Annotated in this window: 16 protein-coding genes; 10 read left to right on the top strand and 6 right to left on the bottom strand. The window is 71.5% G+C overall.

From position 1 onward, the window contains the following. The first annotated feature begins 117 nt into the window (after positions 1 to 117). Positions 118 to 1,401, top strand: a complete 1,284-nt coding sequence (locus WME73_RS41640; protein ID WP_437913177.1) for a hypothetical protein — start codon at positions 118 to 120, stop codon at positions 1,399 to 1,401. An 18-nt stretch (positions 1,402 to 1,419) separates the two neighbouring features. Here WME73_RS41640 and WME73_RS41635 read toward each other — a convergent pair whose 3' ends face one another. From WME73_RS41635 to WME73_RS41620, 4 genes are all read right to left on the bottom strand, one after another. Continuing rightward, positions 1,420 to 2,313 carry a class I SAM-dependent methyltransferase gene (locus tag WME73_RS41635; protein ID WP_437741800.1) on the bottom strand — a complete coding sequence of 298 codons (894 nt, stop codon included), beginning with the start codon at positions 2,311 to 2,313 and terminating at the stop codon, positions 1,420 to 1,422. 193 nt (positions 2,314 to 2,506) lie between these two features. Next, complete coding sequence (locus tag WME73_RS41630; RefSeq protein ID WP_437913176.1) at positions 2,507 to 4,060, bottom strand: AAA family ATPase; 1,554 nt, start codon at positions 4,058 to 4,060, stop codon at positions 2,507 to 2,509. A 128-nt stretch (positions 4,061 to 4,188) separates the two neighbouring features. Continuing rightward, complete coding sequence (locus WME73_RS41625) at positions 4,189 to 4,698, bottom strand: AAA family ATPase (RefSeq protein WP_437913175.1); 510 nt, start codon at positions 4,696 to 4,698, stop codon at positions 4,189 to 4,191. Positions 4,699 to 4,783: 85 nt separating this feature from the next. Further along, positions 4,784 to 5,491, bottom strand: a complete 708-nt coding sequence (locus WME73_RS41620; RefSeq protein ID WP_437913174.1) for a TVP38/TMEM64 family protein — start codon at positions 5,489 to 5,491, stop codon at positions 4,784 to 4,786. A gap of 80 nt (positions 5,492 to 5,571) precedes the next feature. Here WME73_RS41620 and WME73_RS41615 point away from each other — a divergent pair, with 80 nt between their 5' ends. Then, positions 5,572 to 6,306 carry a TetR/AcrR family transcriptional regulator gene (locus WME73_RS41615; protein ID WP_437913173.1) on the top strand — a complete coding sequence of 245 codons (735 nt, stop codon included), beginning with the start codon at positions 5,572 to 5,574 and terminating at the stop codon, positions 6,304 to 6,306. A 39-nt stretch (positions 6,307 to 6,345) separates the two neighbouring features. On the opposite strand, the gene WME73_RS41610 is transcribed toward WME73_RS41615, so the two are convergent. Further along, entirely contained in the window at positions 6,346 to 6,618 is a 273-nt protein-coding gene (locus WME73_RS41610; protein WP_012240078.1) for a DUF2277 domain-containing protein, read from the bottom strand. A gap of 512 nt (positions 6,619 to 7,130) precedes the next feature. Here WME73_RS41610 and WME73_RS41605 point away from each other — a divergent pair. Then, complete coding sequence (locus WME73_RS41605; RefSeq protein WP_437913172.1) at positions 7,131 to 9,905, top strand: hypothetical protein; 2,775 nt, start codon at positions 7,131 to 7,133, stop codon at positions 9,903 to 9,905. Between the two features lie 112 nt (positions 9,906 to 10,017). Here the strand turns inward: WME73_RS41605 and WME73_RS41600 are convergent, their stop codons facing one another. Beyond that, the gene (locus WME73_RS41600) at positions 10,018 to 11,457 is read right to left on the bottom strand and encodes a PAS domain-containing protein (protein ID WP_437913171.1); all 1,440 of its coding nucleotides are present in this window, start codon (positions 11,455 to 11,457) and stop codon (positions 10,018 to 10,020) included. A gap of 664 nt (positions 11,458 to 12,121) precedes the next feature. Between WME73_RS41600 and WME73_RS41595 the strand changes: the two genes are divergently transcribed. From WME73_RS41595 to WME73_RS41565, 7 genes are all read left to right on the top strand, one after another. Then, complete coding sequence (locus WME73_RS41595) at positions 12,122 to 13,336, top strand: ATP-binding protein (RefSeq protein WP_437913170.1); 1,215 nt, start codon at positions 12,122 to 12,124, stop codon at positions 13,334 to 13,336. 361 nt (positions 13,337 to 13,697) lie between these two features. After that, positions 13,698 to 15,257 carry a cation:proton antiporter gene (locus WME73_RS41590; RefSeq protein ID WP_437741793.1) on the top strand — a complete coding sequence of 520 codons (1,560 nt, stop codon included), beginning with the start codon at positions 13,698 to 13,700 and terminating at the stop codon, positions 15,255 to 15,257. Position 15,258: 1 nt separating this feature from the next. After that, a complete protein-coding gene (locus WME73_RS41585; RefSeq protein ID WP_437913169.1) occupies positions 15,259 to 15,963 on the top strand; it encodes a potassium channel family protein in 705 nt (234 codons plus the stop codon). A 17-nt stretch (positions 15,964 to 15,980) separates the two neighbouring features. After that, on the top strand, positions 15,981 to 17,306 hold the full coding sequence (locus WME73_RS41580; RefSeq protein ID WP_437741791.1) for a monooxygenase: 1,326 nt from the start codon (positions 15,981 to 15,983) through the stop codon (positions 17,304 to 17,306). A gap of 82 nt (positions 17,307 to 17,388) precedes the next feature. Continuing rightward, complete coding sequence (locus tag WME73_RS41575; protein ID WP_437741790.1) at positions 17,389 to 18,378, top strand: DUF2169 family type VI secretion system accessory protein; 990 nt, start codon at positions 17,389 to 17,391, stop codon at positions 18,376 to 18,378. Then, on the top strand, positions 18,371 to 19,633 hold the full coding sequence (locus WME73_RS41570) for a hypothetical protein (protein ID WP_437913168.1): 1,263 nt from the start codon (positions 18,371 to 18,373) through the stop codon (positions 19,631 to 19,633). The genes WME73_RS41575 and WME73_RS41570 overlap by 8 nt, the downstream gene beginning before the upstream one ends. A gap of 30 nt (positions 19,634 to 19,663) precedes the next feature. Continuing rightward, complete coding sequence (locus tag WME73_RS41565; protein WP_437913167.1) at positions 19,664 to 20,716, top strand: hypothetical protein; 1,053 nt, start codon at positions 19,664 to 19,666, stop codon at positions 20,714 to 20,716. Positions 20,717 to 20,798: the final 82 nt, after the last annotated feature.

Raw genomic sequence — 20,798 nt, 5'->3', positions numbered from 1 at the left:
AGGATCCGGGAGGCGGGCGCTCTCGGCGCAGGGGCAGGGGAGGCCCCGCACCGCAACGTGGGCGGCTCCGCTTGGCCTCCGCGGCGATCGGAGCAAGACTCCGCCCGGAACCGCGACATGACCCACGACTTCGCCAGCGCGCTCAGCGCCATCTTCACGGGCGAGCGAGCCCGCCTGCTGCACGTGATCGTGCCGGCACACGTCCACGGCCACACGCTGGCGCTGCTGCGAGCGCTCGGTGAAGCAGGCCCGGCGCCCCGTCCCGTCTGGGTCCTGGCAGATCCGGTCTACGGGCCCAGCCGCGGCTGGGCGGCCCGAGAGCGCTCGCTGTCGCGCGAGCTCGGCGCCCCGGCGGCGCTCGCGACGCCCGAGGACGGCCCGCTGCGCGAGCCGCTCGACGCCTTCGCCAGCGCCCTCGCGGCGCACGTCGCCGCCAGCGCCCCGGACGGGACCGCGGTCGTCGTGCTGGCGCCGCAGCACGTCGACGACCCGCGCGCCTATGCCCGCGACCTCTTCTGGCTCGCGCATTGCCCCGACCTCCCGCTCGTGCGCTGGGTCCTCGTCGACCCTGTCCACTCGAGCGTCGGCGATCTGCTCGCGCGCCTCGGCGAGGGCGCGTCCCGCGTCGTGTGGCCGGAGGCCGACGGCGCGGCCATCGCCGATCTCGAGCGCGTGATCACCGATCTCTCGGCGCGCGGGCGGCGCCTGCCCGCCGATCTGGAGCTGCGCATCGCCGCCGAGTCGCCCCTCCGCGCCCCGGAGCTCCTCCCCGCGCGGCGCCTCCTGCACGAGGCGGACACGTGTTTTCACGCGGGGCGGCACGCCGAGGCCGCGCAGCTCCAGCAACGAGCCGAGGAGATGCTGGCGAGCCGGGGGCTGGGCGAGGAGGCCCTCCACATCGCCATGCAGCGCGCGCGCTCGCTGATCGCGGCGGGCGTTGTCGAGGAGGGGCATCGGGTGTTCGTCGCCGCGCTGAAGGAGGCGGAGCGGCGCGGCCTGTTCGCGATCGTCCCCGAGGCCTACGCCTCGCTCGGCAGCCTGCACAGCAAGCAGCGCCGCTTCCTGGACGCGTCGGAGGCGTACGCGCGCGCGGGAGAGCTCGCGAACCGCCGCGGGAGCCACGAGTTCGCGGCGGACATGCACCGCTGCTCCGGCCACGCGGCGCTCAACGCCGACATGCCGGACGCCGCGGCGACGGCGTGGCGGCGGGCGTTCGAGCTGCTCGGCTCCGTGGCCCCGACCGTCGGCGCGCTGGAGAAGCCCCAGCAGATCGTCGTGCTCGGGCTCTCCCTTGCCGACGTCTTCGAGGAGCACGGCAACCTCCCTGCCGCGCGCGGGCTGCGGGGGCACGCCGAGGCCATCGAGACCCGCCACCCGCGGCGCTCCGCGACGTGGAGCTGAGGCGCGACGCCGGCCGGGTCAGGCCGGCGGGCGAGCGGGCGGCGGGGCAGCGCCTGGGCCGGGCCGCTCGGCGACGAGGAGCCGGGTGTTCGTGGCCGGGTTGGACGGCGCGAACGGGGCTCCGAGCTGCCGTGCCCAGTCCGCTGCGCCCGTGTCGCGCAGCGCTCGGAACCCGGCCCGCTCGACCTCCGCGAGCATCACCTCGCGCCGGCGCAGGCCGATGAGCGGCTCGCTCCAGAGCCACGTGAGCAGGCGGAGGATGCGCTGCGCCCGGCGCGGTTCGGGGGGTTCCATGTAGTACACGAGGAGGACGCTGCCCGGCGCCGAGGCGTCGGCGAGCGCCCGCAGCGTCGACCGCAGCGCCTCGTCCGACAGGTACATCACCACCCCTTCCCAGACCCACGCGGTCGGCTCGTCGGAGCGATGGCCGGCCGCCGAGAGGCACGCGGCGAGCGCGTCGCGCTCGAAGTTGACGGGCACGTAGGTCAGCTGCTCCACGAGCGGCGGCAGCCCCGCCGCCTTGCGCCGCTTGAAGGCCTGCGTCGCCGGGTGATCGATCTCGAAGAACCGGGTCGCCGAGAGCGCCTTCATCCGGAAAGCGCGCGTGTCGAGCCCCGCCCCCAGGCTCGCGACCTGGCGGCACCCGAGCGCCACCGCGCGCTCGAGCTCGATGTCGATGGCCATCACGCGCAGCGGGACCGCGGAGAGCCGGGCGAGGGCGCGCGCGCGCTTCGCGGGGTCCAGGCGCCGGAGCCGGCGCGCGAACAGCGCCAGCGCGGCGCTCCACCGGCGCGACAGCAGCCGGTGGACGATCGGATCCTCGAAGCCCGGGACATCGGTCAGGCCCTGGTCCGCGAGCGCCCGGATGAGGGCGACGATGGATGCCGTCTGGCTGGGGCGACGCTCACGCATGCCTCGTGCATAGCCTCCGGCGGCGGGCTTTCAACGCGCGAGGGCCTGGGCAGCGGCCCCGCGGCGCGGTGACGCGAGGAAATTTCGTCGATTCCGGTTCATCGATCCCGACCCGGCAGCTCCGAGCGGCGCCGTCGCCGTCCAGGCCGGACACGGGGCGGAGCGGCTCGGTGGTCATCGCCCCGGCGCGGCCTCAACACCCCACGAGGCGGACCGTCTTTCCCCCGTGCGCCACCTCGCGCACGAACAGCTTCTCTGCCCACGATCGCTCCTTGCGCAGGTCGAACATCACGAGCCATCCCTCGCCGAGCCCCGCGTGCTCCAGGTACCGCGCCACCTGATCGAGCGCCTCGGCCTCGGTCTCGGTGTCGCGGCGGACCTTCACCTCGATGGCGTGGCGCTCCTCGCGCCAGCAGATCATCAGGTCGAGCGCCCCGCGCCCGAGCCCGTACTCGCGCTCCACCCGTCCGCCGCCGTTCACGACCCGCTGCAAGAAGGCCATCAGCATCAGGTGCGGCCCGGCCTCGCGGTACCCGAACCCCTCGGCGGCGAGGTGGCCGTCCTTGCGCCAGAACGCTTGCCAGTCGGTGAAGAGCTTGCCCATGTCGAGCGAGCCGTCCGGGTGGACGTAAGCGGCGGGCTCGGCCGGGATCTGCGCCTGGCGAATGAACGTGAGCGCCCGAGGGACGACCTCGCGATAGATCGGATTCGCGATCTCGAAGCGCCCGCCGTGGAAGCGGATCAGGCCCAGGCCGAGGACGTAGGAGAAATCGTCATCGAGCACATCGCTGTCCGTTTGCGTGCCGGCCAGCATGGGATCGAGCACGCGCCGCACCCGGGGCTCGCGCAGCCGGGCGATGAGCGAGTCGATGTGCGAGCGGCGCTCCAGGAGGAGCGTCTCCTTGGCCGCCTCGACGTGTGTTGTCGTGATCGGGACGGCGCGGTCCTCCACGTCGCGGCGGACGATCTGGTCGGCCATCGCGTTGGTCAGCCACGGGTGGCCCTGTCCCAGCTCCCAGATCCGCCGCACCGCCTCGGGCTCGAAGCGCTGTCCGGTCGCGGCGGTGTGCTGCGCGAGCAGCTCGGCGACCTCGGCCTCGGTGAAGGGGCCGAGCGTCGTCGCCTCGGCGGTGATGTTGAACGGCGACGTCGTGCCCAGCCATGCGACCGCGCGCCGCTCCTCCAGGGCGAGCGCGTAGTCGCGCACCTGGCGCTGGCCGATGAGGGCCAGGCTGGAGGGGAACGGGATCCGGCTCCGGTCGAGGTAGCCCTGCCGGAGCTGGGTCAAGAACGAGACCATCGCCGCCCCCACGAGCCCGTCCGCCTCGTCGAACAGCACGACCAGCGGCCTGTCGCTGCGCGCCGCGAGATCGCGCAGGTAGCGCAGGACGAAGGTGCTCGCCGGATCGACGCGGCGGACGTCGTCCGCGGGGCGGCCCAGGTCGGGCAGGTCGCGGTCGATCGCGGTGTCGAGCGCGTAGAGGACGGCCTTGAAGGCCTTCGCCGGATCGGGCTCTTCGCGGGCGATCTGGACGTCGACCCAGACGGCGCCGAGGTCGCCTTTGTGGTTCAGGTGCTCGACGAGCCAGCGGGCGCTGGTGGTCTTGCCCGTCTGGCGGCCGGCGTGGAGCGTGAAGTACCTGCGTTCCTCGATCGCATCGAGCACCGGCCCGAGCCGGCGCTCGGGCGGCAGCATGTAGTGCTCGCCGGGGATGCAGGGGCCAGCGATGTTGAACGAGAGCTTCACGGGCGAAAGCTACCACGCGAGGGGCGGCCCGGCGGTCAGGCCGCTGGGCCGAGCGCGGGTCGGTTGCGCCGGACGCGCCGCCGCCCTCGCTCGCGCCGTCCGTGGCGGCCGGGACTCCCGTGCTCGGATCAGCCGCCCGTGGTGTCGATGAACCGCATGTCGCGCCCGCTGCGCTCGGTCTCCTCGGGCGGCTCCCACATGTCGCTCGCCAGCTCGAACATGTCCGGTGGAACCACCATGGAGAACGTCTCGCCCTTCTCGCGGTTGCGCTGCTCGACCCGCTCGCGACGCAGCTCGCGGGGCGCGTCGAGCACGTAGACGGTGAGCTCGTACCCCGCAGCGTCGACCCGCCGGTACAGCCGCTCGCGGTCGCGCCGGCGGATCAGGCCGATCTCCAGCACGACGTTCGTGCCCACGTCGATCGAGCCCCTCGTCAGGCTCCAGATCTGCTCGATGCAGCGCGCGGTGCGCTCGTGATACCATTCGATGATCCCCGTCTCGGGCCGATCGGGGCGGAACAGCCGCGCCATCCATTCATCCAGGTTCAACCGGAGGGCGGCGTGGTCCCGGCAGAGCCGCTGTGCGAACGTCGATTTCCCTGCGCCCACGGGCCCGATGATCAGGTGGATTCGCGCCATTCCCCGACGCTATCCTGCGGTGCTGTCGGCGAGCAAGCGGCGCGCACGTTCGCGCGAGACAGGGCCTCTCGTGATGCCAAGAGTGTCAGGAGGGGACGACGCCGCGCGTGGAGCAGCGCCTGGCGAACCATAAAAGGACCATGACGGCCACCGCGACGGCCCCCATTCCGGCCCACGCCGACGGGGGCGCGTCGCGCAGGGCGTCGAAGACCCGTTGACCGAAATAGGCAGTCGCCAGGAGCGGCAGGGCGTACCCGGCCAGCGAGCCCCAGAAATGTGTCCAGAAGCGCACCCCGGAGACGCCGAAGAAGACGTGGAGCATGGGCGGCATCCAGAGGACAAGGCGGAGCACGAACACCGTCAGGAACGCCCGCCGCTTCAGGGCCTCGTCGTAGGCGCGGAAGCGCGCCGGCACACGCGCGGCGACCCAGTCGCGGGCGACGAAGCGCGCGAACGAGAAGCCCACGACGCTCGCCGCCATGGTGCCCGCCATCGAGAGCGCGAACGCCACCGGCCAGGGCCAGATGAGCGGCGCCGCCAGGATGAACACCGTGCCCGGCACGCCGAACGGCTGGAGCGCGGCGTAGGCCAGGACGAACGCGACATACCCCCACGGCCCGAGCGAGAGGAGCGCCTGCTTGATGCGCGCGGGCTCGCCGAAGATCTCGAACAGCCCCATGCGCTGCGCGACGACGAGGAGCGCGGCGGCCGCGGCGACCACGCCGATCTTCACCCCCCGGCGGGCGCGGAAGGGAGAGAGCGCGGGATCGGCCGGGGAGGCGGGCTGGCGCACCCGACGTACCTGACAGCCCACCTGCGCACCGTCAAGGTTCCTGTTGACAATTTGGTCTATTATTGTCAATATTGACCATCGTGAACGAGGGCGGCCCGAGCTCCACCGACAGACCCGCCGAGGATCTGCGCCGCCGCAAGCTGATGGACGCGGCGTTCGCGGTGTTCCTGCGCTTCGGCTTCCGGAAGACGTCGATGGACGAGGTCGCGCGCGCGGCGGGCGTCTCGCGGCAGGGCCTCTACCTCCACTTCGCCACGAAGGAGGAGCTCTTCCGCGCGTCCGTGGGGCACTTCCTCGACACCGCGCTCGCCGCGGCCGCGGCCGCGCTCGCCGACGCGGAGCGCCCCCTGGAGGAGCGGCTCGTGGCCGCGTTCGACGCGTGGATCGGCCGGTTCGTCGGCGCGCTCGGGGCCGACGCGGCGGATCTCTCGACCGCCGCGAACGAGCTCGTCGGCCCCCTCGTCGCCGAGCACGAGGCGCGGTTCGTCGAGGCCGTGGCCGAGGCCTTGCGCGCCTCCGGGCTCGCGGCCGCCTACGAGCCCGCGGGGGTCACCGGGCGCCAGCTCGCGGACACCCTGGTCTCCTCGGCGCGCGGCCTGAAGCACGGCGCCGCGACGCGCGAGGCCTTCCTCGAGGGCATGGCCATCGCCGCGCGCGTCGTGTGCTTGCCGGAGCGGCGCGCCCGGGAGGCGAGGGCGGGGCAATCACCGCAGGCGGCGCCATCACGGCAAGGAGAGCCGTCCGCGCCGGGCCCTCGCCGCGAGGGCAAGGGGCGCGGCAGCACGGCGCGCAAGGCGCGCGGCACGACACGATAGCCGGAGGGCCACCCGAGCTCGGCGCGGCGGCCCCTCGCCTCAGCCGCGGCTGAAGCGCAGCCGCGAGCGCTCGCGCGCCTTGGTCGCCTCGATCTCGCGGTCCCGCGGCGCGGCGGTCGTGGACAGCGACGCCATCAGCACGCGCGCCGCGGCCGCGACGTCCTCCACGGCCTGCGCGAACGCCGCTTCGTTGGCCTGCGACGGCCGGTTGAAGCCGCTCAGCTTCCGCACGAACTGCAGCGACGCCGCCCGGATCTCCTCCTCCGTCGCCGGCGGCTCGAAGTTGAACAGCGTCCTGATGTTCCGGCACATGGCGATCTCCCGAGGCTCGATGTGTACGGGGAACGATCCTAGTCTCGAGCCACGCCGGCGGTCCAGGCGCTCCGCGCGGCGGCGATGAACACCGGGACGCCCGCCAGCAACAAGAATCCAACGGCCCTTCGATCCACGCGAGACGTCCTCCTCGCCACGCGCGCGGCGTGCGCGGCGCCGCTCTCCTTCTCCCTATCGGTCTCTATCGGCCCTGGCGGCGAGCTGCTCTCGCGGCGCGCCAGCGCCTCCGCTGGCGCACACCACAGTCGTTGACGCGGCCACCGTGTAGGCAATTCGCGCATACACGCGGCGAGACACACGACGAGACACGCGGCGAGATCGCGGCGAGATACGTGACAAACGCGACACGGCCGCATCACGACATCACCCTTGTTGGCTGCCCAACAGGGAGCACACCAGCGGCATCAGGAAGTTCTTGATTCCTCAAGGATAACCGTGCACTTCTACACTGAGGAGTCCTATTGCCAAAGCCCCCTGGCAAGGAGGTCGGTATGCGCCCACATCGTGCACTGCGCTCCCAGAATCGCCTGCTCTTCACCGCCGCCACGCTCGTTTGCCTCGCTGTCGGACCAACCGCGGAGGCGGCTCCGTCGTACACCCTCTTCGAGAGCGGTCAGGTCCGACCGCTCGCGCTCTCACCAAGCCGTAACCTGCTCTTCGCGGCCAATACACCCGACGGCCGTCTGGAGATCTTCTACGTCTCGTCGGGTGGTCTGACACACATTTCATCCGTGACCGTCGGCCTGGAGCCCGTCGCCGTCGCCGCGCGCAACGACGGCGAGGTATGGGTCGTCAATCACCTCTCCGATAGCGTCAGCGTCGTCGACGTCTCGTTCCCCTTGCGGCCGCGGGTCGTGCGCACGCTCCTCGTCGGGGACGAGCCGCGGGACATCGTCTTCGGCGGTCCCGCGCGGTCGCGCGCGTTCATCACCGCCGCTCACCGCGGCCAGAACGCGCCGTTCGATCCGCAGCTGACGACGCCCGGGGTCGGCCGCGCCGACGTGTGGGTGTTCAACGCGAGCGCCGTCGCGAGCCAATCATCGCTCGGAGGCACGCCCCTCACGATCCTCTCCTTCTTCACCGACACGCCGAGGGCGCTCGCGGTCAGCCCGGACGGGACCTCGGTGTACGCCGCCGGCTTCCACACCGGCAACCGCACGACCGCCGTGCACCGCGCGATCGTGGAGGACGAGGGCGGGATGCTGCCGCCGTTCACGAATTACCTCGGGGAGCCGCAGCTGACGACGTCGCTCATCGTCCAGCACGACGGGACCCACTGGGTCGACGCCGGGGGCAACCCCTGGGACGACTCGGTCATGTTCTCGCTGCCCGACAAGGACGTCTTCGTCATCGACGCCACGGCCAATCCCCCTGTCCAGCGGCCCGGCAGCGCCGGCTTCTTCACCGGCGTCGGGACCGTCCTCTACAACATGGTCGTCAACCCGGCGAACGGGAAGGTCTACGTCTCCAACACCGAGGCGTTCAACCTCGATCGCTTCGAGGGCCCGGGCACCTTCGCCGGCACGAGCGTCCGGGGACACCTGCACGAGAGCCGGATCTCCGTGCTCGGCAGCGGCGGCTCGGTCCTGCCGCGGCACCTGAACAAACACATCGATTACTCGACGTGCTGCGCTCCGGTGCCCAACGCCGAGAACGCGAAGAGCCTGGCCACGCCGGTCGACATGGCGGTGACGAGCGACGGCTCGAAGCTCTACGTCGCCGCGTTCGGGTCGAGCAAGGTCGGGGTCTTCCAGACGGCCCAGATCGAGAATGACACCTTCACGCCGAGCCTCGCGAGCCAGATCCAGGTCACCGGCGGCGGGCCGAGCGGGCTAGCGCTCGACCAGCCGCGCGGCCGCCTGTACGTGCTCACGCGCTTCGACAACTCCATCTCGGTCGTCAACACGACCACGAACGCCGAGACGGCGCACATCGCCCTGCACAACCCCGAGCCGGAGAGCGTGGTCCGCGGGCGGAAGTTCCTCCATGACGCGAGCTTCTCGTCGGCCCACGGCGACTCGTCGTGCGCGAGCTGCCACGTCTTCGGCGACGTCGATAGCCTGGCATGGGACCTCGGCAACCCCGACGGGGACACCGTGACGAACCCTGGGCCGTTCACGAACATCAACCCGCCGTTCCCCGCCGATACCTCGCTGAAGCCCATGAAAGGGCCGATGACGACCCAGAGCCTGCGCGGCATGGCCAACCACGGCCCGATGCACTGGCGCGGCGACCGCACGGGCGGCAACGACGCGTCCACCGCGCAGCCGGACAGCGGGGCCTTTGACGAGCGCGCGGCGTTCGAGAAATTCCAGGGCGGCTTCACCAACCTGCTCGGCCGGCACGCGCCCATCCCCGACGAGGACATGGAGGCGTTCACGGACTTCATCCTCCAGCTCTCGTATCCGCCGAACCCGATCCGCAACCTGGACAACTCGCTGAACACCGATCAACAGGCCGGGCGCGATCACTTCTTCCGCGAAGGCGGCGCCGGGACCTTCTCGTGCAATTCCTGCCATACCCTGGACCTTGACGGGAATGCCGGTACCAGCGATTTCCCTGGCTTCTTCGGGACGGACGGCGCGAGCATCGGCCAGGAGAACGGCCAGAGCTTCAAGATCCCCCACCTGCGCAACATGTACCAGAAGATCGGCATGTTCGGCATGGCCCCCGTCCCGAGCCTCTTCCACCTGGGAGACAACGACTTCAAGGGTGACCAGATCCGCGGCTTCGGGTTCATGCACGACGGCGTGATGGACACGCTCTTCCGCTTCCACCAGGCGATCGGGTTCGAGCAGAGCGTGTTCTCGCCGAACGGCTTCCCGCCCGGCGCGCCCGGCGAGCTCCTCCGCGAGCAGGCCGTGGAGTTCATGCTCGCGTTCGACACGAACCTCGCCCCCATCGTCGGGCAGCAGGTCACGCTCGGCTCGCACAACGCCACGGCGGCCTGGCCGCGCATCGACCTGCTCCGCCAGCGCGCCGAGGTCGGGGAGTGCGACCTCGTGGCGAAGCTCCCGTTCCTCCTCGAGGAGACGGGCCTCCTCTATATCGGAGGTGGCCAGTTCACCGCGGCGCGGGCCGCGGCCCCGCCCTTGAGCGATCTCGTCCTGCGCTCGCTCGCCGCGCTCACCGGGCACCCGGTGACGTACACCTGCGTGCCGCCGGGCTCGGGCGCGCGCATCGGCATCGACCGCGACGGCGACGGGTTCCTCGACGGCGATGAGTGCGACGCGGGCACGGATCCCGCGGATCCGACGAGCCACTGAGTCGCCGCCGAGTCGGCGGAGTCGAGCCAGCGCCGCGCCGCACCGCCCTCCACGCGGCGCGGCCGGCGCGGCGCCTCGGCCGCGCTCCAGGCGGCGCGGCCGGCGCGGCGCCTCAGCGGCGGCGCGCGCCCATACACCAGCGCAGGGCTTCCTTCAGGCTGCGCAGCGTCTTGACCTGCGAGAGATCGAAGCCGAGGCCGACCATCGTCTGCGCGACCGGCGGGCGGATGCCGGTGACCACGCCCTTGCAGCCGAGCAGCGTCAATCCATTGATGATCTTGATGAGGTGCTGCGCCGTCGTCGTGTCGACCGAATCGAGCCCGGTGAGGTCGAGGATGGCGAAGGCGGATTGCTTCTCCACCACGCTCGCGAGCAGCGACTCCATCACCATCGCCGCGCGATCCGCGTCGACCGAGCCGATCAAGGGGACGATGAGCACGTCCTGCCAGACCTCGATGATGGGGCTCGACAGCCGCGCGATCGACTCCTGCTGATCCTGCGTCAACCGCAGCTGCTCCCTCAGCTGCTTCTCGACGCGGAGCTGCTGCGTGATGTCCTCGCAGATGGCGCCGACGCCGGTGGTCTCCCCGAGGACGTCCTTCTGGGGAACGAACCTCGTCCGCCAGATCCTGTCTCGCCGGACCTGCTCGACCTGCGCGATCTCCCCGGAGAGGGCGTGCTCGAAGGCAGCGCGCACGTCCTCGGTGTCGCCGCACAGCTCGCGCATGTGCTTGCCCAGCTCGCCTCGCTCCGTACAACCGATCTGCGCGAGCGCCCCGCCCTGCGCGATCACGCAGAGGCCGGCCCTGTCGAACGCCAGGATGGCGATGGGCATGCTGTCGATGCACGCGCGGAGCATCTCCCCCTGCACGGCGAGCCTGACGTCGTCGGCCAGGTTGATGCCGAACGTCTGGACGCCCACGATCTCGCCGTCATCGTCCCGGCGGGGCGCGTAGTGCACGATCCAGTGCACGCCCCCGGCCACGGTGTCCGTGCGGACCGGCTCCCCCTCGAGGACGCGGTTGCACAGGCCCATGATCTCCGCGTCCGCGCCGTAGAGATCGAACATGTTCCTTCCGACGAGCTGATGTCGTTTGAGCCCCATGCTCTCGAGCCCTTTGCCGTCGGAGACGTGGAGCGTGCCCGCCCGGTCGCACCACCAGACGATCGCATCCATCGTCTGGAACACGTCGACGAGGATGCGCGCCTGGTCCTCCCACACCCCGCGATCGGGCTTCACGGCAGCCCAGAGCGCCGTGTCGTCGGCTCGCCACAGCGTCCAGTGCAGCGGGACGCTCTCCCCGCGGGCGCCCACGACGCGCGCCGGGGCGGAGACGCTGCCCGCGGCGGCGCGCGCGCCGGTGATCCGGGCTGACAGCTCGGCCCGATCGTCCTCGTGAACGCGCTCGAGGAGCCGCCCGGACGGGCCAACGCAGCGCTCCCAGGCGGCGTTGCAGGCCACCACCTCCCCCGCGCTGGAGAGCAACGCCAGCGGTGTGGGTGTGCCGTCGAGCAGTGTCTTACACGAGAGCGAAGCGAGCCTGTCGTCCATTGAATCCTTGCAAGAGGCCAGAAGCGACGACCCTCGGCGCGCCAGCCCCAGGCCCGTCACGGTGGGTGAACAAACGCGCTGTGAGCGCCGTCCCGACACCGGGTGCGAAGAGGTGGGATGCTGCTCGGATTCTCGGCGCTGGGGTCATCGAGCCTGGCACCATGGCGAACCGTAACGTGGTGATATCATTTGAGGGCGCCGAGACGCCAGCCTCATCGCTAGACGCGCTGCGGCGGATCGAGGCCCGCGCGACCGCGGCCGGATGGCGAGCGCCCGCTGCCCCACCACATCGCCCCTCCGCGCTCGGCATGAAGCGATGGCCGACAGCGGTTCTGGCGGAAGGAGGGTTCTGCTGCCTGTGCGAGGACGCGAGCGGGCGCGGCGCTCGGGGGGGCGCGTGCATCCGCCGAGAGGTCGGCCTGGAGCTCGCCGCGTGGAGAGGGGGAGCGGCCGCCGCTGTACGGCCGCCGACCGCGAGGCGGGCGCGCGGACACTGGCGGTGACGTGCGCTGGGGGACGTCGTTTAACGCGTCGCGCTCGCCTTGTCGTGCGCGCCAGCGCGCGTTAGAGACCCTGCCGAATGGAACCCGAGGGCCACGAGAGATTCGCTGACTCGGACCCGAGTTTCCGACAACTCCATCCTTGCGAGCGCCTCATCAGCGTCGTGCAGGACCTCTCGCTGGCCCGCGATCTCAAGGCGATCATGCAGATTGTCGATCGGGCCGCCCGCGACCTCACGGGCGCCGACGGCGCTTCCTTCGTGCTCCGCGACGGCGACCTCTGTTACTACGCGCAGGAAGACTCGATCGCCCCGCTCTGGCAGGGGAAACGGTTTCCGATGTCGGCGTGCGTCAGCGGTTGGGTGATGTTGAATCGGAAGCCGGCGGTCATCGGCGACATCACGCGCGATCCCCGCGTCCCGATCGACGCCTATCGGCCGACCTACGTGCGGAGCATGGCCATGGTGCCGATCCGCGCGCGCGCTCCTCTCGGGGCGATCGGGACCTACTGGAGCTCCATACGAGAGATCGCGCAGGGCGAGGTGTCGCTGCTCCAGGCGCTCGCCGGCAGCGCCGCCGTCGCCCTGGAGAACGTCGCGCTCCACGACGGCCTGGAGAAGGGCAAGGCGCGGGCGCGCGAGGTCGAGGCGGCGAACCGCGATCTCGCGGAGAGGCAAAAGGCCCTGGAGGAGCTCCACCGGCAGAACGAGGCGCTGAGCGAGTTCCTCGCGCACGATCTCAGGAGCCCCGCCGCCGGCATCATCCTCGCCGCGCAGGCACGCCTGAAAAAGCAGGATCTCCAGGAGCCGGAGCGGCGCCGATGGAATGCCGTCCTCACCTCGGCCGAGGTCATCCAGCGCACGGCGCTGAACCTGCTCGACGTCGCGAGCCGCCAGCACGGGATGTTCGTGCTGCGGCTCGCCGAGCTCGATCCTGCGTCGCTGTTCGAAGGTGTGGCCGAGATCCTGGAGCCGCTCGCCGCGTCGCGCGGGCAGCGCATCGAGCTCTGCCCCGCCATGCCGAGCTGTCTTCTCCGCGCCGATGAGGAGCTCGTGCGGCGCGTCCTGCTGAACCTCGTCGACAATGCGCTCCGTCATACCCCGCCCCACGGCGCAGTGCGCCTCGAGGCGCGGTGGCTCGACCCGGGCTGGGTCGAGCTCAACGTGTGCGATGAGGGCCTGGGGATCCCGGCCCACCTGCGCGACCGCATCTTCGACAAGTACGCGCGGCTCGCCGACGGGGGCGCGATCTCTGCGGCCGGCCGCGGCCTCGGGCTGACGTTCTGCCGGCTGGTCGTCGAGGCGCACGGCGGCAGGATCGACGTGAGGGACAACGAGGGGCGGGGGAGCCGATTCTGCGTTCAGCTGCCGGCAGGCTGACAGAAGAGCATCGAGAGCGCCGAGAGCCGGTGTCGTTCAGATTCCCGCCAAAGATGCCAGCGAGATGAGGGGGGGTGTCGGGGATCGCTCCACGACGACGAAGCGATGATGTCGTCGATGTCGTGTCATGTGATCTATCGATATCCCACCTCTTCCCGGGCGGCCGAGCGAGAGGCGCGCGCGGCCTCGCGTGCGCGCCTCTCGCTCGGCCGCCCGGCGATGCCTCTCGCGTCTTGCGATTCCGGAGGCGATCAGGTAGCGCAGGATCCACGGTGAGCTCTCCCGCGGACCCCGTGCACATCGCGACGCGCCCGCCGCGGGCGCCCTCCCTCGTGCTCGCGCCGCGGCCGCGAGGTGCCTCATGAGGGAGCGGCTCGAGAGCCTGCTCCTCGTCCTGGCCGTCGGCTCGGCGGTCGCGATCGGGGCGAAGCGCGTCGCGATTCCCTACAACGTCGCGCTCGTGCTCGTGGGGCTGCTGCTCGTCGTCGTCGACGTGCTCCCGAAGGCGCCGATGGACCCGGAGGTCATCCTCATCGCGTTCCTCCCGGTGCTCGTGTTCGAGGGCGCCCTGTTCGCCGACGCGGACAGCCTGAGGGGCGCGAGCCGGCCGATCCTCGCGCTCGCCGTTCCGGGCGTGCTCATCTCGCTGCTCGGCACCGCCGCGGTGGCGACGCAGCTGCTCGCGCTCCCGTTCGCCGCGGCGCTCCTCCTCGGCGCGCTGCTCTCGATCACCGACACCGTGAGCGTGCTGCTCGCCTTCCGCAGCGTCCGCGTGCCGCACCGGCTGGCGGCCATCATGGAAGGCGAGAGCCTCTTCAACGACGGCACCGCGCTCGTGCTCGTGGTGCTCGCGTCGCAGGTCCTCGCGAGCGGCTCCTTCGACGGCGCCGAGAGCTTCCGCGCGCTCGCCCTGGCCATGGCCGGCGGCGCGGCCGTCGGGGGCGCGCTCGGCGCCGTCGGCGCGTCCCTCCTCCGCCGCACGCCGGATCACCTGACCGCGATCCTCGCGTCCATCGTGCTCGTCTTCGCCACGGCCCTGCTCGCCGAGCGGCTCCACGCCTCGCCGGTCATCGCCGTCGTGGTCCTCGGGGTGATCGTCGGCAAGGCCGCGCGCCGCATCCTCGAGCCCTCGCGCGTGCTCGCGCTCCAGGGCTTCTGGGAGACGAGCGGCTTCTGCCTCAACGTGCTGCTCTTCGAGCTCGTCGGCATGCAGATCCAGGCGGAGATGCTCGTGCGCGAGGCGGCGTCCATCGGCCTCGCGCTGATCGCCCTGCACGCGGGCAGGGCGGTGGCCGTCTACGGCTGCTTCGGCGTGCTCCGGGCGCTCACGGGCGAGGTCGTGCCCTTCCGGTGGCAGCACGTGATGCTGGTCGGCAACATCAAGGGCGCGCTGTCGATGGCCGCGGTCCTCAGCCTCCCGAGCGGCCTGCCGTACCGCGACCGCCTGATCACGATCGTCTTCGGCGTGACCTTCGTCACGCTGGTCGCGCAGGCGCTGCCGTTCGCTCGGCTGCTCAAGTTCCTGCGGGTCGCGATCCCGACCGCGGACGCCGCGCTCGACGCCGCGAAGGCCACGCTCATCGCGGCGCGGCGCGGCCAGTCCGAGCTCGACGATTTGCTCGCGGCGGGCCTCGTGTCCCGCAAGGAGCACGCCGAGCGCCGCGCCGCGTTCCAGCGGCAGGTCATCCGGGCGGAGGTGGCGCTCCAGACGCCGCAGGGCGAGGTGGTCCGCGACCACCTCACCGATCTCGCCCTCCTCTCGGCGCAGAAGGCGGCGGTGCTCGACGCGGCGAGGCGCGGCCTCATCGCCGCCGACACCGCGCACGCCCACGTGAACCAGATCGACAGGGCCATGGTGGAGCTCCCCGGCGGACACGCGGCGCCCGGCGCGAACCCTCACGAGCACGAAGGAGAGAGCTGACATGCGCGTTCTCATCGCGGGCGCCGGGCGCGCAGGGCTCAGCGTCGCGGTCCACCTCGCGAAGATGGGCCACGACGTGACGACCGTCGATCGCGACGAGGCGATCGCCAACAGCGCCTTCGAGCGGCACGGCCTCGTCTCGCTCGTGGGCGACGCGACCGACGCCGGGCTCCTCCAGGAGGCCGAGGTGGCGCGCGCCGACGTGGTGGTGGCGATGCTCCGCCGCGACGCCGACAACCTCGCCGTGGCGCTCCTCGCGCAGGCCGGGGGGGCCAAGCGCGTCATGGTGCGCATGCGGGACCCCGCCTACCGGGGCGTGTACGTCCGCGCGGGCGTGGACCAGATCCTCTCCGAGATCGACGTCTTCATCGGCGCGATGGCCACCGCCATCGAGCACCCGGGCGTCCGCCACGCGATGGTGCTCGGCGCCGGCGAGTCGGTCGCGTTCGAGCTCGACGTCCCGGTCGACTCGGTGATCGCGGGCCGCACGGTGAGCACCATCGCGGGCAGCGCCAGCTTCCCTTCGTCGTGCGTCTTCGCCGGCGTCTACCGCCCGGATGGCCGCGTCGAGGCGCCGCGCGGCTCGTCCGTCGTCGCGGGGGGCGCCACGGTGCTCCTCGTGGCCGCGCGCGACGAGCTCGCCGAGGTCATCGCGTTCTTCCTCCGGCGCGAGCCCGCGAGCGGCGGGGTCCACGAGCGCCGCTGACACGAGGCAGGTGTTCTATGACGAGGTGCGCGGGGATCACGGGCTCATGGGCATGGCTTGCGGCGGCGCTGGCCGTCCTCTCCGCCTGCGGCGGCGATGACGCCGGGGCCGCGGCGGGCGGCGGCGTCCAGGCCGCCGTCACGTACTACCGGGACGTCAAACCCATCTTCGACGCGCGGTGCGCGGGGTGCCACAGCGACGGCGGCGTCGCGCCGTTCTCGCTCGAGGGCCACGAGACAGCGGCGTCCTGGGCCGCGCCCATCAAGCGGGCCGTCGTCGAGCGCACGATGCCCCCCTGGCCGGCCGACAACACCTGCGCCGAGTACGTGGGTGACCGCTCCCTGTCCGAGCAGCAGATCCAGACCATTGCCGCGTGGGTCGACGGCGGCGCGGCCCTGGGTGATCCGGCGGACGAGGGCCCGCCGATCGACCCGCCGGCGAGCGCCGCGCTCGCTCGTGTGGACCGCACGCTCGAGATGCCGGTCGAGTACACCCCGCAGACGGGGCCCGACGAGTACCGCTGCTTCGTGATCGACTGGCCGGAGGAGGCCGTGCGGTACGTCACCGGCTTCGGGATCAGGCCCGGCGAGCAGCGCGTCGTCCACCACGTGATCGCCTTCATCGCGGCGCCGGACCAGCTCGCCGAGCTCGACGCCCTCGACGCGGCCGACCCGGGCCCGGGTTATCCCTGCTACGGCGGCCCTGGGCTCAAGCCGCGCTGGCTCGGCGGCTGGGTGCCCGGCGGCGGGAGCATGATCTTCCCGCCGGGCGCGGGCACCCGGATCGAGCCTGGCTCCAGGCTGATCATGCAGGTCCACTACAACACGCTGACGGCGGGCAAGCTGCCGGATCGCACAGCGATCGACGTGATGCTGGAGAGCTCGGTCGAGCGGGAGGGCACGATGCAGCCGTGGGCGAACCCGGCCTGGCTCAGCGGCGACTCCATGCTGATCCCTGCCCTGGAGAGCGACGTCGTCCACCGCTGGGGGGCCGATCCCTCCCGGGCGCTCGCGGGCAGCGAGCCGATCGAGATCCACTGGGTGGGCCTCCACATGCACACGCTCGGCACGCGCGCGCGCCTCGAGATCGAGCGCGCCGGCGGCGGCTCGGAGTGTGTGCTCGACATCCCGCGCTGGGACTTCCACTGGCAGGGAAACTACAAGCTCGCCGAGCCCAAGGTGCTCGAGCCGGGCGACAAGCTGTCGATCGAGTGCCACTGGGACAACACGCCCGAGAAGCAGCCGATCATCGACGGACAGCCGCGGGTCCCCGGGGATGTCGTCTGGGGAGAGGGCACGACCGACGAGATGTGCCTCGGCACGTTCTACATGACCGGGCGCTGAGCGCAGGTTTGCCTGAAGCGATCTCCGGGGATCGCGGCGTGCCTGCGTATAGGATGCAAGATCACCCGCCGGATCCTCGTCCGTGAGCATCGCGAACCAGACCCCCTTCGCCGTCCAGCCCGTGCCGCTCCTCGATCGCGAGGGCAACGATGTCCTGGTCGCCATCGTCAAGGGCACGTTCGTCCTCGATCGGAGCGGGGGCTCGCGGCTCGCGGACGACCCTGCGCCGGTCCGTGTCGCCGACGAGCCCTGGGAGCCCGAGAGTCCGCGGAGCAGCCTCCGCTTCCCGTCGGATCTCGGCGTCGCCAAGCTGGGCACGGACGTGGTGGTGACCGGCGACGCGATCGCCCCCGAGAAGGTGAGGGTGCTCGACATCGCGGTGCGGGTCAGGCAGCGGCTCACGCCCCTGCGCGTCCACGGGCAGCGCTTCTTCTTCAAGGGCGTCCTCGGCGTCGGGATCGGGCCTGCTGCGCCGTTCGAGCGGGTGCCGATCGTCTACGAGCGGGCGTATGGCGGCATGTCGGAGGACCTCTCGGTGGTCGATCTCCGGAACCCGGCCGGCGTCGGCGCGGCGAGGAGCGCGGCGGACCTCGTGGACACGAAAGCTCCGCAGATCGAGCACCCGGAGCGGCCCCACGTGTCTGCGTCGGATCGCCATGCGCCGGTGGGCTTCGGCGCGATCATGATGCACTGGTCGCCGCGCCTCGAGCACGCTGGCACGTTCGACGAGCGGTGGAAGGCGGCGCGGATGCCGCTCCCGCCGGAGGATCAGGACATCCGCTTTGGCAACGTCGCGCACCCTTCGCTCCAGTTCGAGGAGCACCTCGCGCCCGGGGATCCGGTGGGCATCGTCGGCATGTCGCTCGAGCCGATCGTCTTCGCGCTACCGGGGTTTCCGGTGGTGGCGAGCGCGCGTTACGACACGGGGGAGCGCGTGGTCGTGCGGCCGCCGATCGACACGGTGCTGATCCAGCCCGAGGCGCGGCGGGTGGAGCTCGTGGCGCGCGCCGTCTTCCCGATCGGCAGGGGCCGGCGGGTGCTGCGCGAGGTCGTGGTGCGCGGCGATGGGTGACGCGGCGGGCGGCGCTGGGGAGCCTGTGGATCCCGAGATCGCGGGCGTGCCGCTCTCGGCCTATGCGGCGGTGCTGGCGTACACGGCCGAGGGCGTCTCGCTCGAGGCGAGCCTGGAGCACGCCGCGATCGCCGCCGGAGCCTGGCCGCCGGCGGAGGAGGCCTGGTCGGAGCGCCTCGCCGGGAGCGCGATGGGGGACGGGGCGTTGCTCGCGGCGTGCGACGAGCACCGCCTCGCGGCGCAGGCGCACGTGGAGCGCAAGGTGCCTCCGCTCGACACGGACCTGCGCGCCTGGCTCGATTTCTTCCGCGCGTTCACGGCGTCGGAGGATCCGCTCGGGTTCCTCGAGGCGCGCGGGCTCGGCGAGGGCGACGTGTTCCGGCTGCTGGGCGCCTGGCAGGAGCGGATCGTGGCGGAGGGGGGCGTGCGCGCCGAGGCGACGGCGATCCTCGCCGCCGCGCCCGGGCCGGTGCCGGAGGTGCGGCCGGAGGCGCCGGTGCTGAGGGCGTCGACGCGGAGAGCTCGTGGCGGCGCGGCGGCGCGCGTGAAGAAGGCGCGGGCGGTGGTGGGGATGCCGCTCGAGACGGCGGAGCTGCCGCGGGATCTATCGAAGCTGATCTTGCCGTTCGTGAAGCAGCCGGGGGGCGCGGAGCGGGTGGAGCCGCCCGCGTCGGCGGCGAGGTCCGGGCCGTTGCCGCCGCTGGCTGCGCCGGAGCTCCCGAAGCCGGTGCTCGCGCCGAAGGAGATTGCCGAGACGGCGCCGGTGTTCTCGGCAACGAGCCGACCGGCGCTGCCGTTTGGGTCGCGCGTGGCGGAGCGGGACGCGCCGCGCTCCGGGTTGCCGGCTGCGGGGCTGCCGCCGTTGCATGAAGGGATGTTGGAGGAGTCGATTGCCGGGACGCCCGGCGTCGGGACGGCGCCTGTGATGTTCGAGGCCGCGAAGCCGGCGCTTCCGTTCGTCCCGTCGCCCGGGGGGCCGTCGTCGGGCGCCCCGCCGTCGTCGGGCGGCAGCGCGCGCTCGCCGGCGGCCGATGATCCCCGGCTATCGCTGGAGGACTACGCTGCGATGCTCGCGGAGATCGCGGCGAGCCCCGCGACGGCGACGGCGGCGATCGCGCGTTACGGGCTCACCCGCGAGGCGAAGAGCGCCGAGGACGCGGCGTGGCAGGCGAGGTTCGCGGCGGAGCCGGGGCTGCGGACGAAGTGGATGCGGGCGCTGGTCGAGGCGGGCGAGCGGATCCGCGGGAAGCGGTGAGGGAGCGAGGGAGGAGGAGTCGAGCACGGTATGTTCAAGGCCATCGCATCATCGCCGCAGCCCATCCGGTTGCACAGGCTGCATGGGGCGATCCTCGCCTCTACCGGGTTTCACGTCGCGCGGGCCCAGGGCGGCCAGCTCCACGAGATGCGGAAGCTGGAGTTGCCGGGTGCTCCGGACGCTCAGCCGCAGCAGCCGCAGCTCAAGCCGTCCGTCCGACCGCAGATTACCAGCATGGTGGGCCGGTGGCCTGACCAGGTCTGGGCTCTTGTCTATGCAGGGCCGGGGATGCGCGCCATCGAGGGGCCGATGCCTGGTGCCACGCTCTGGATCCAAGTCAGCAGGAATGTGGTGGTTCGTTGGGACGACGCCTCTGGTTGCTGGGTGGAACACCCCGAGAACGAGTGGGTTGGTGAGTGGGCTGACGGGGTGATCGTCACGGGATCCGACGGCAGGTTCAGATGGGCGGACGGCGCGGACACGCCGATCGATCCCGTGCTCTCTCAGGGTATTTTTGAATACTGTCCTTATGTGACCAGGGCCGGCGAGGTCATCCTTCGCGTCATACAATCCCCTCGGTATGAGCCTGGCTGGTGGATCTTCCGGCGAGGAGAGCGCCAGCCGGAGCGGTTCGAATGGCCACCCGGAGTGGATGAGCAGAGCGCGGCGATCTTCATCGACTACCGGTCGAACGGGCTCTTCGCGTCAGGTATGCTGACGTCGGCGGAGAAATTTATCGCACATCGTGTTCAGGGGGGATGGAAGTTGCTGCCGCCCTTCCGCGAGAGCCACGAAGTGCAGGGCATCTTGACCACATCCTCGGGGCAAGTCTTTCTGTGCGCACGGGCGCACTCCGTGCCAGTGCGCATTTACCGCCTGGCGGCGGGAGGGGACTGGGAGAGTGTTTCGGTGCCGTTTCATACGAGGTGCAGCGGCGCTTCTCTATTTGAGCTTGATGCTGCGAGGGTCGGTGGCTGTCCTCCGTATCAGCTCATGGCCGGCGAGAAAGATGAGCTGTGGCTCGCCGCCGACTTCGCAACTGACGACGTGCATCGCGCCGTCCTTTACCATGCATCTGTATAGCTCGCGGGCGTTGAGATGGCTCTCGGACATGTCCGCGAACGAGATCCGCGGTACCTGTGATCTGCTCCGCGGATGACGCAGG

Source organism: Sorangium sp. So ce302, assembly GCF_051530145.1.
GTDB lineage: Bacteria > Myxococcota_A > Polyangia > Polyangiales > Polyangiaceae > Sorangium > Sorangium cellulosum_B.
This window is presented reverse-complemented; position numbering and strand designations above follow the sequence as displayed.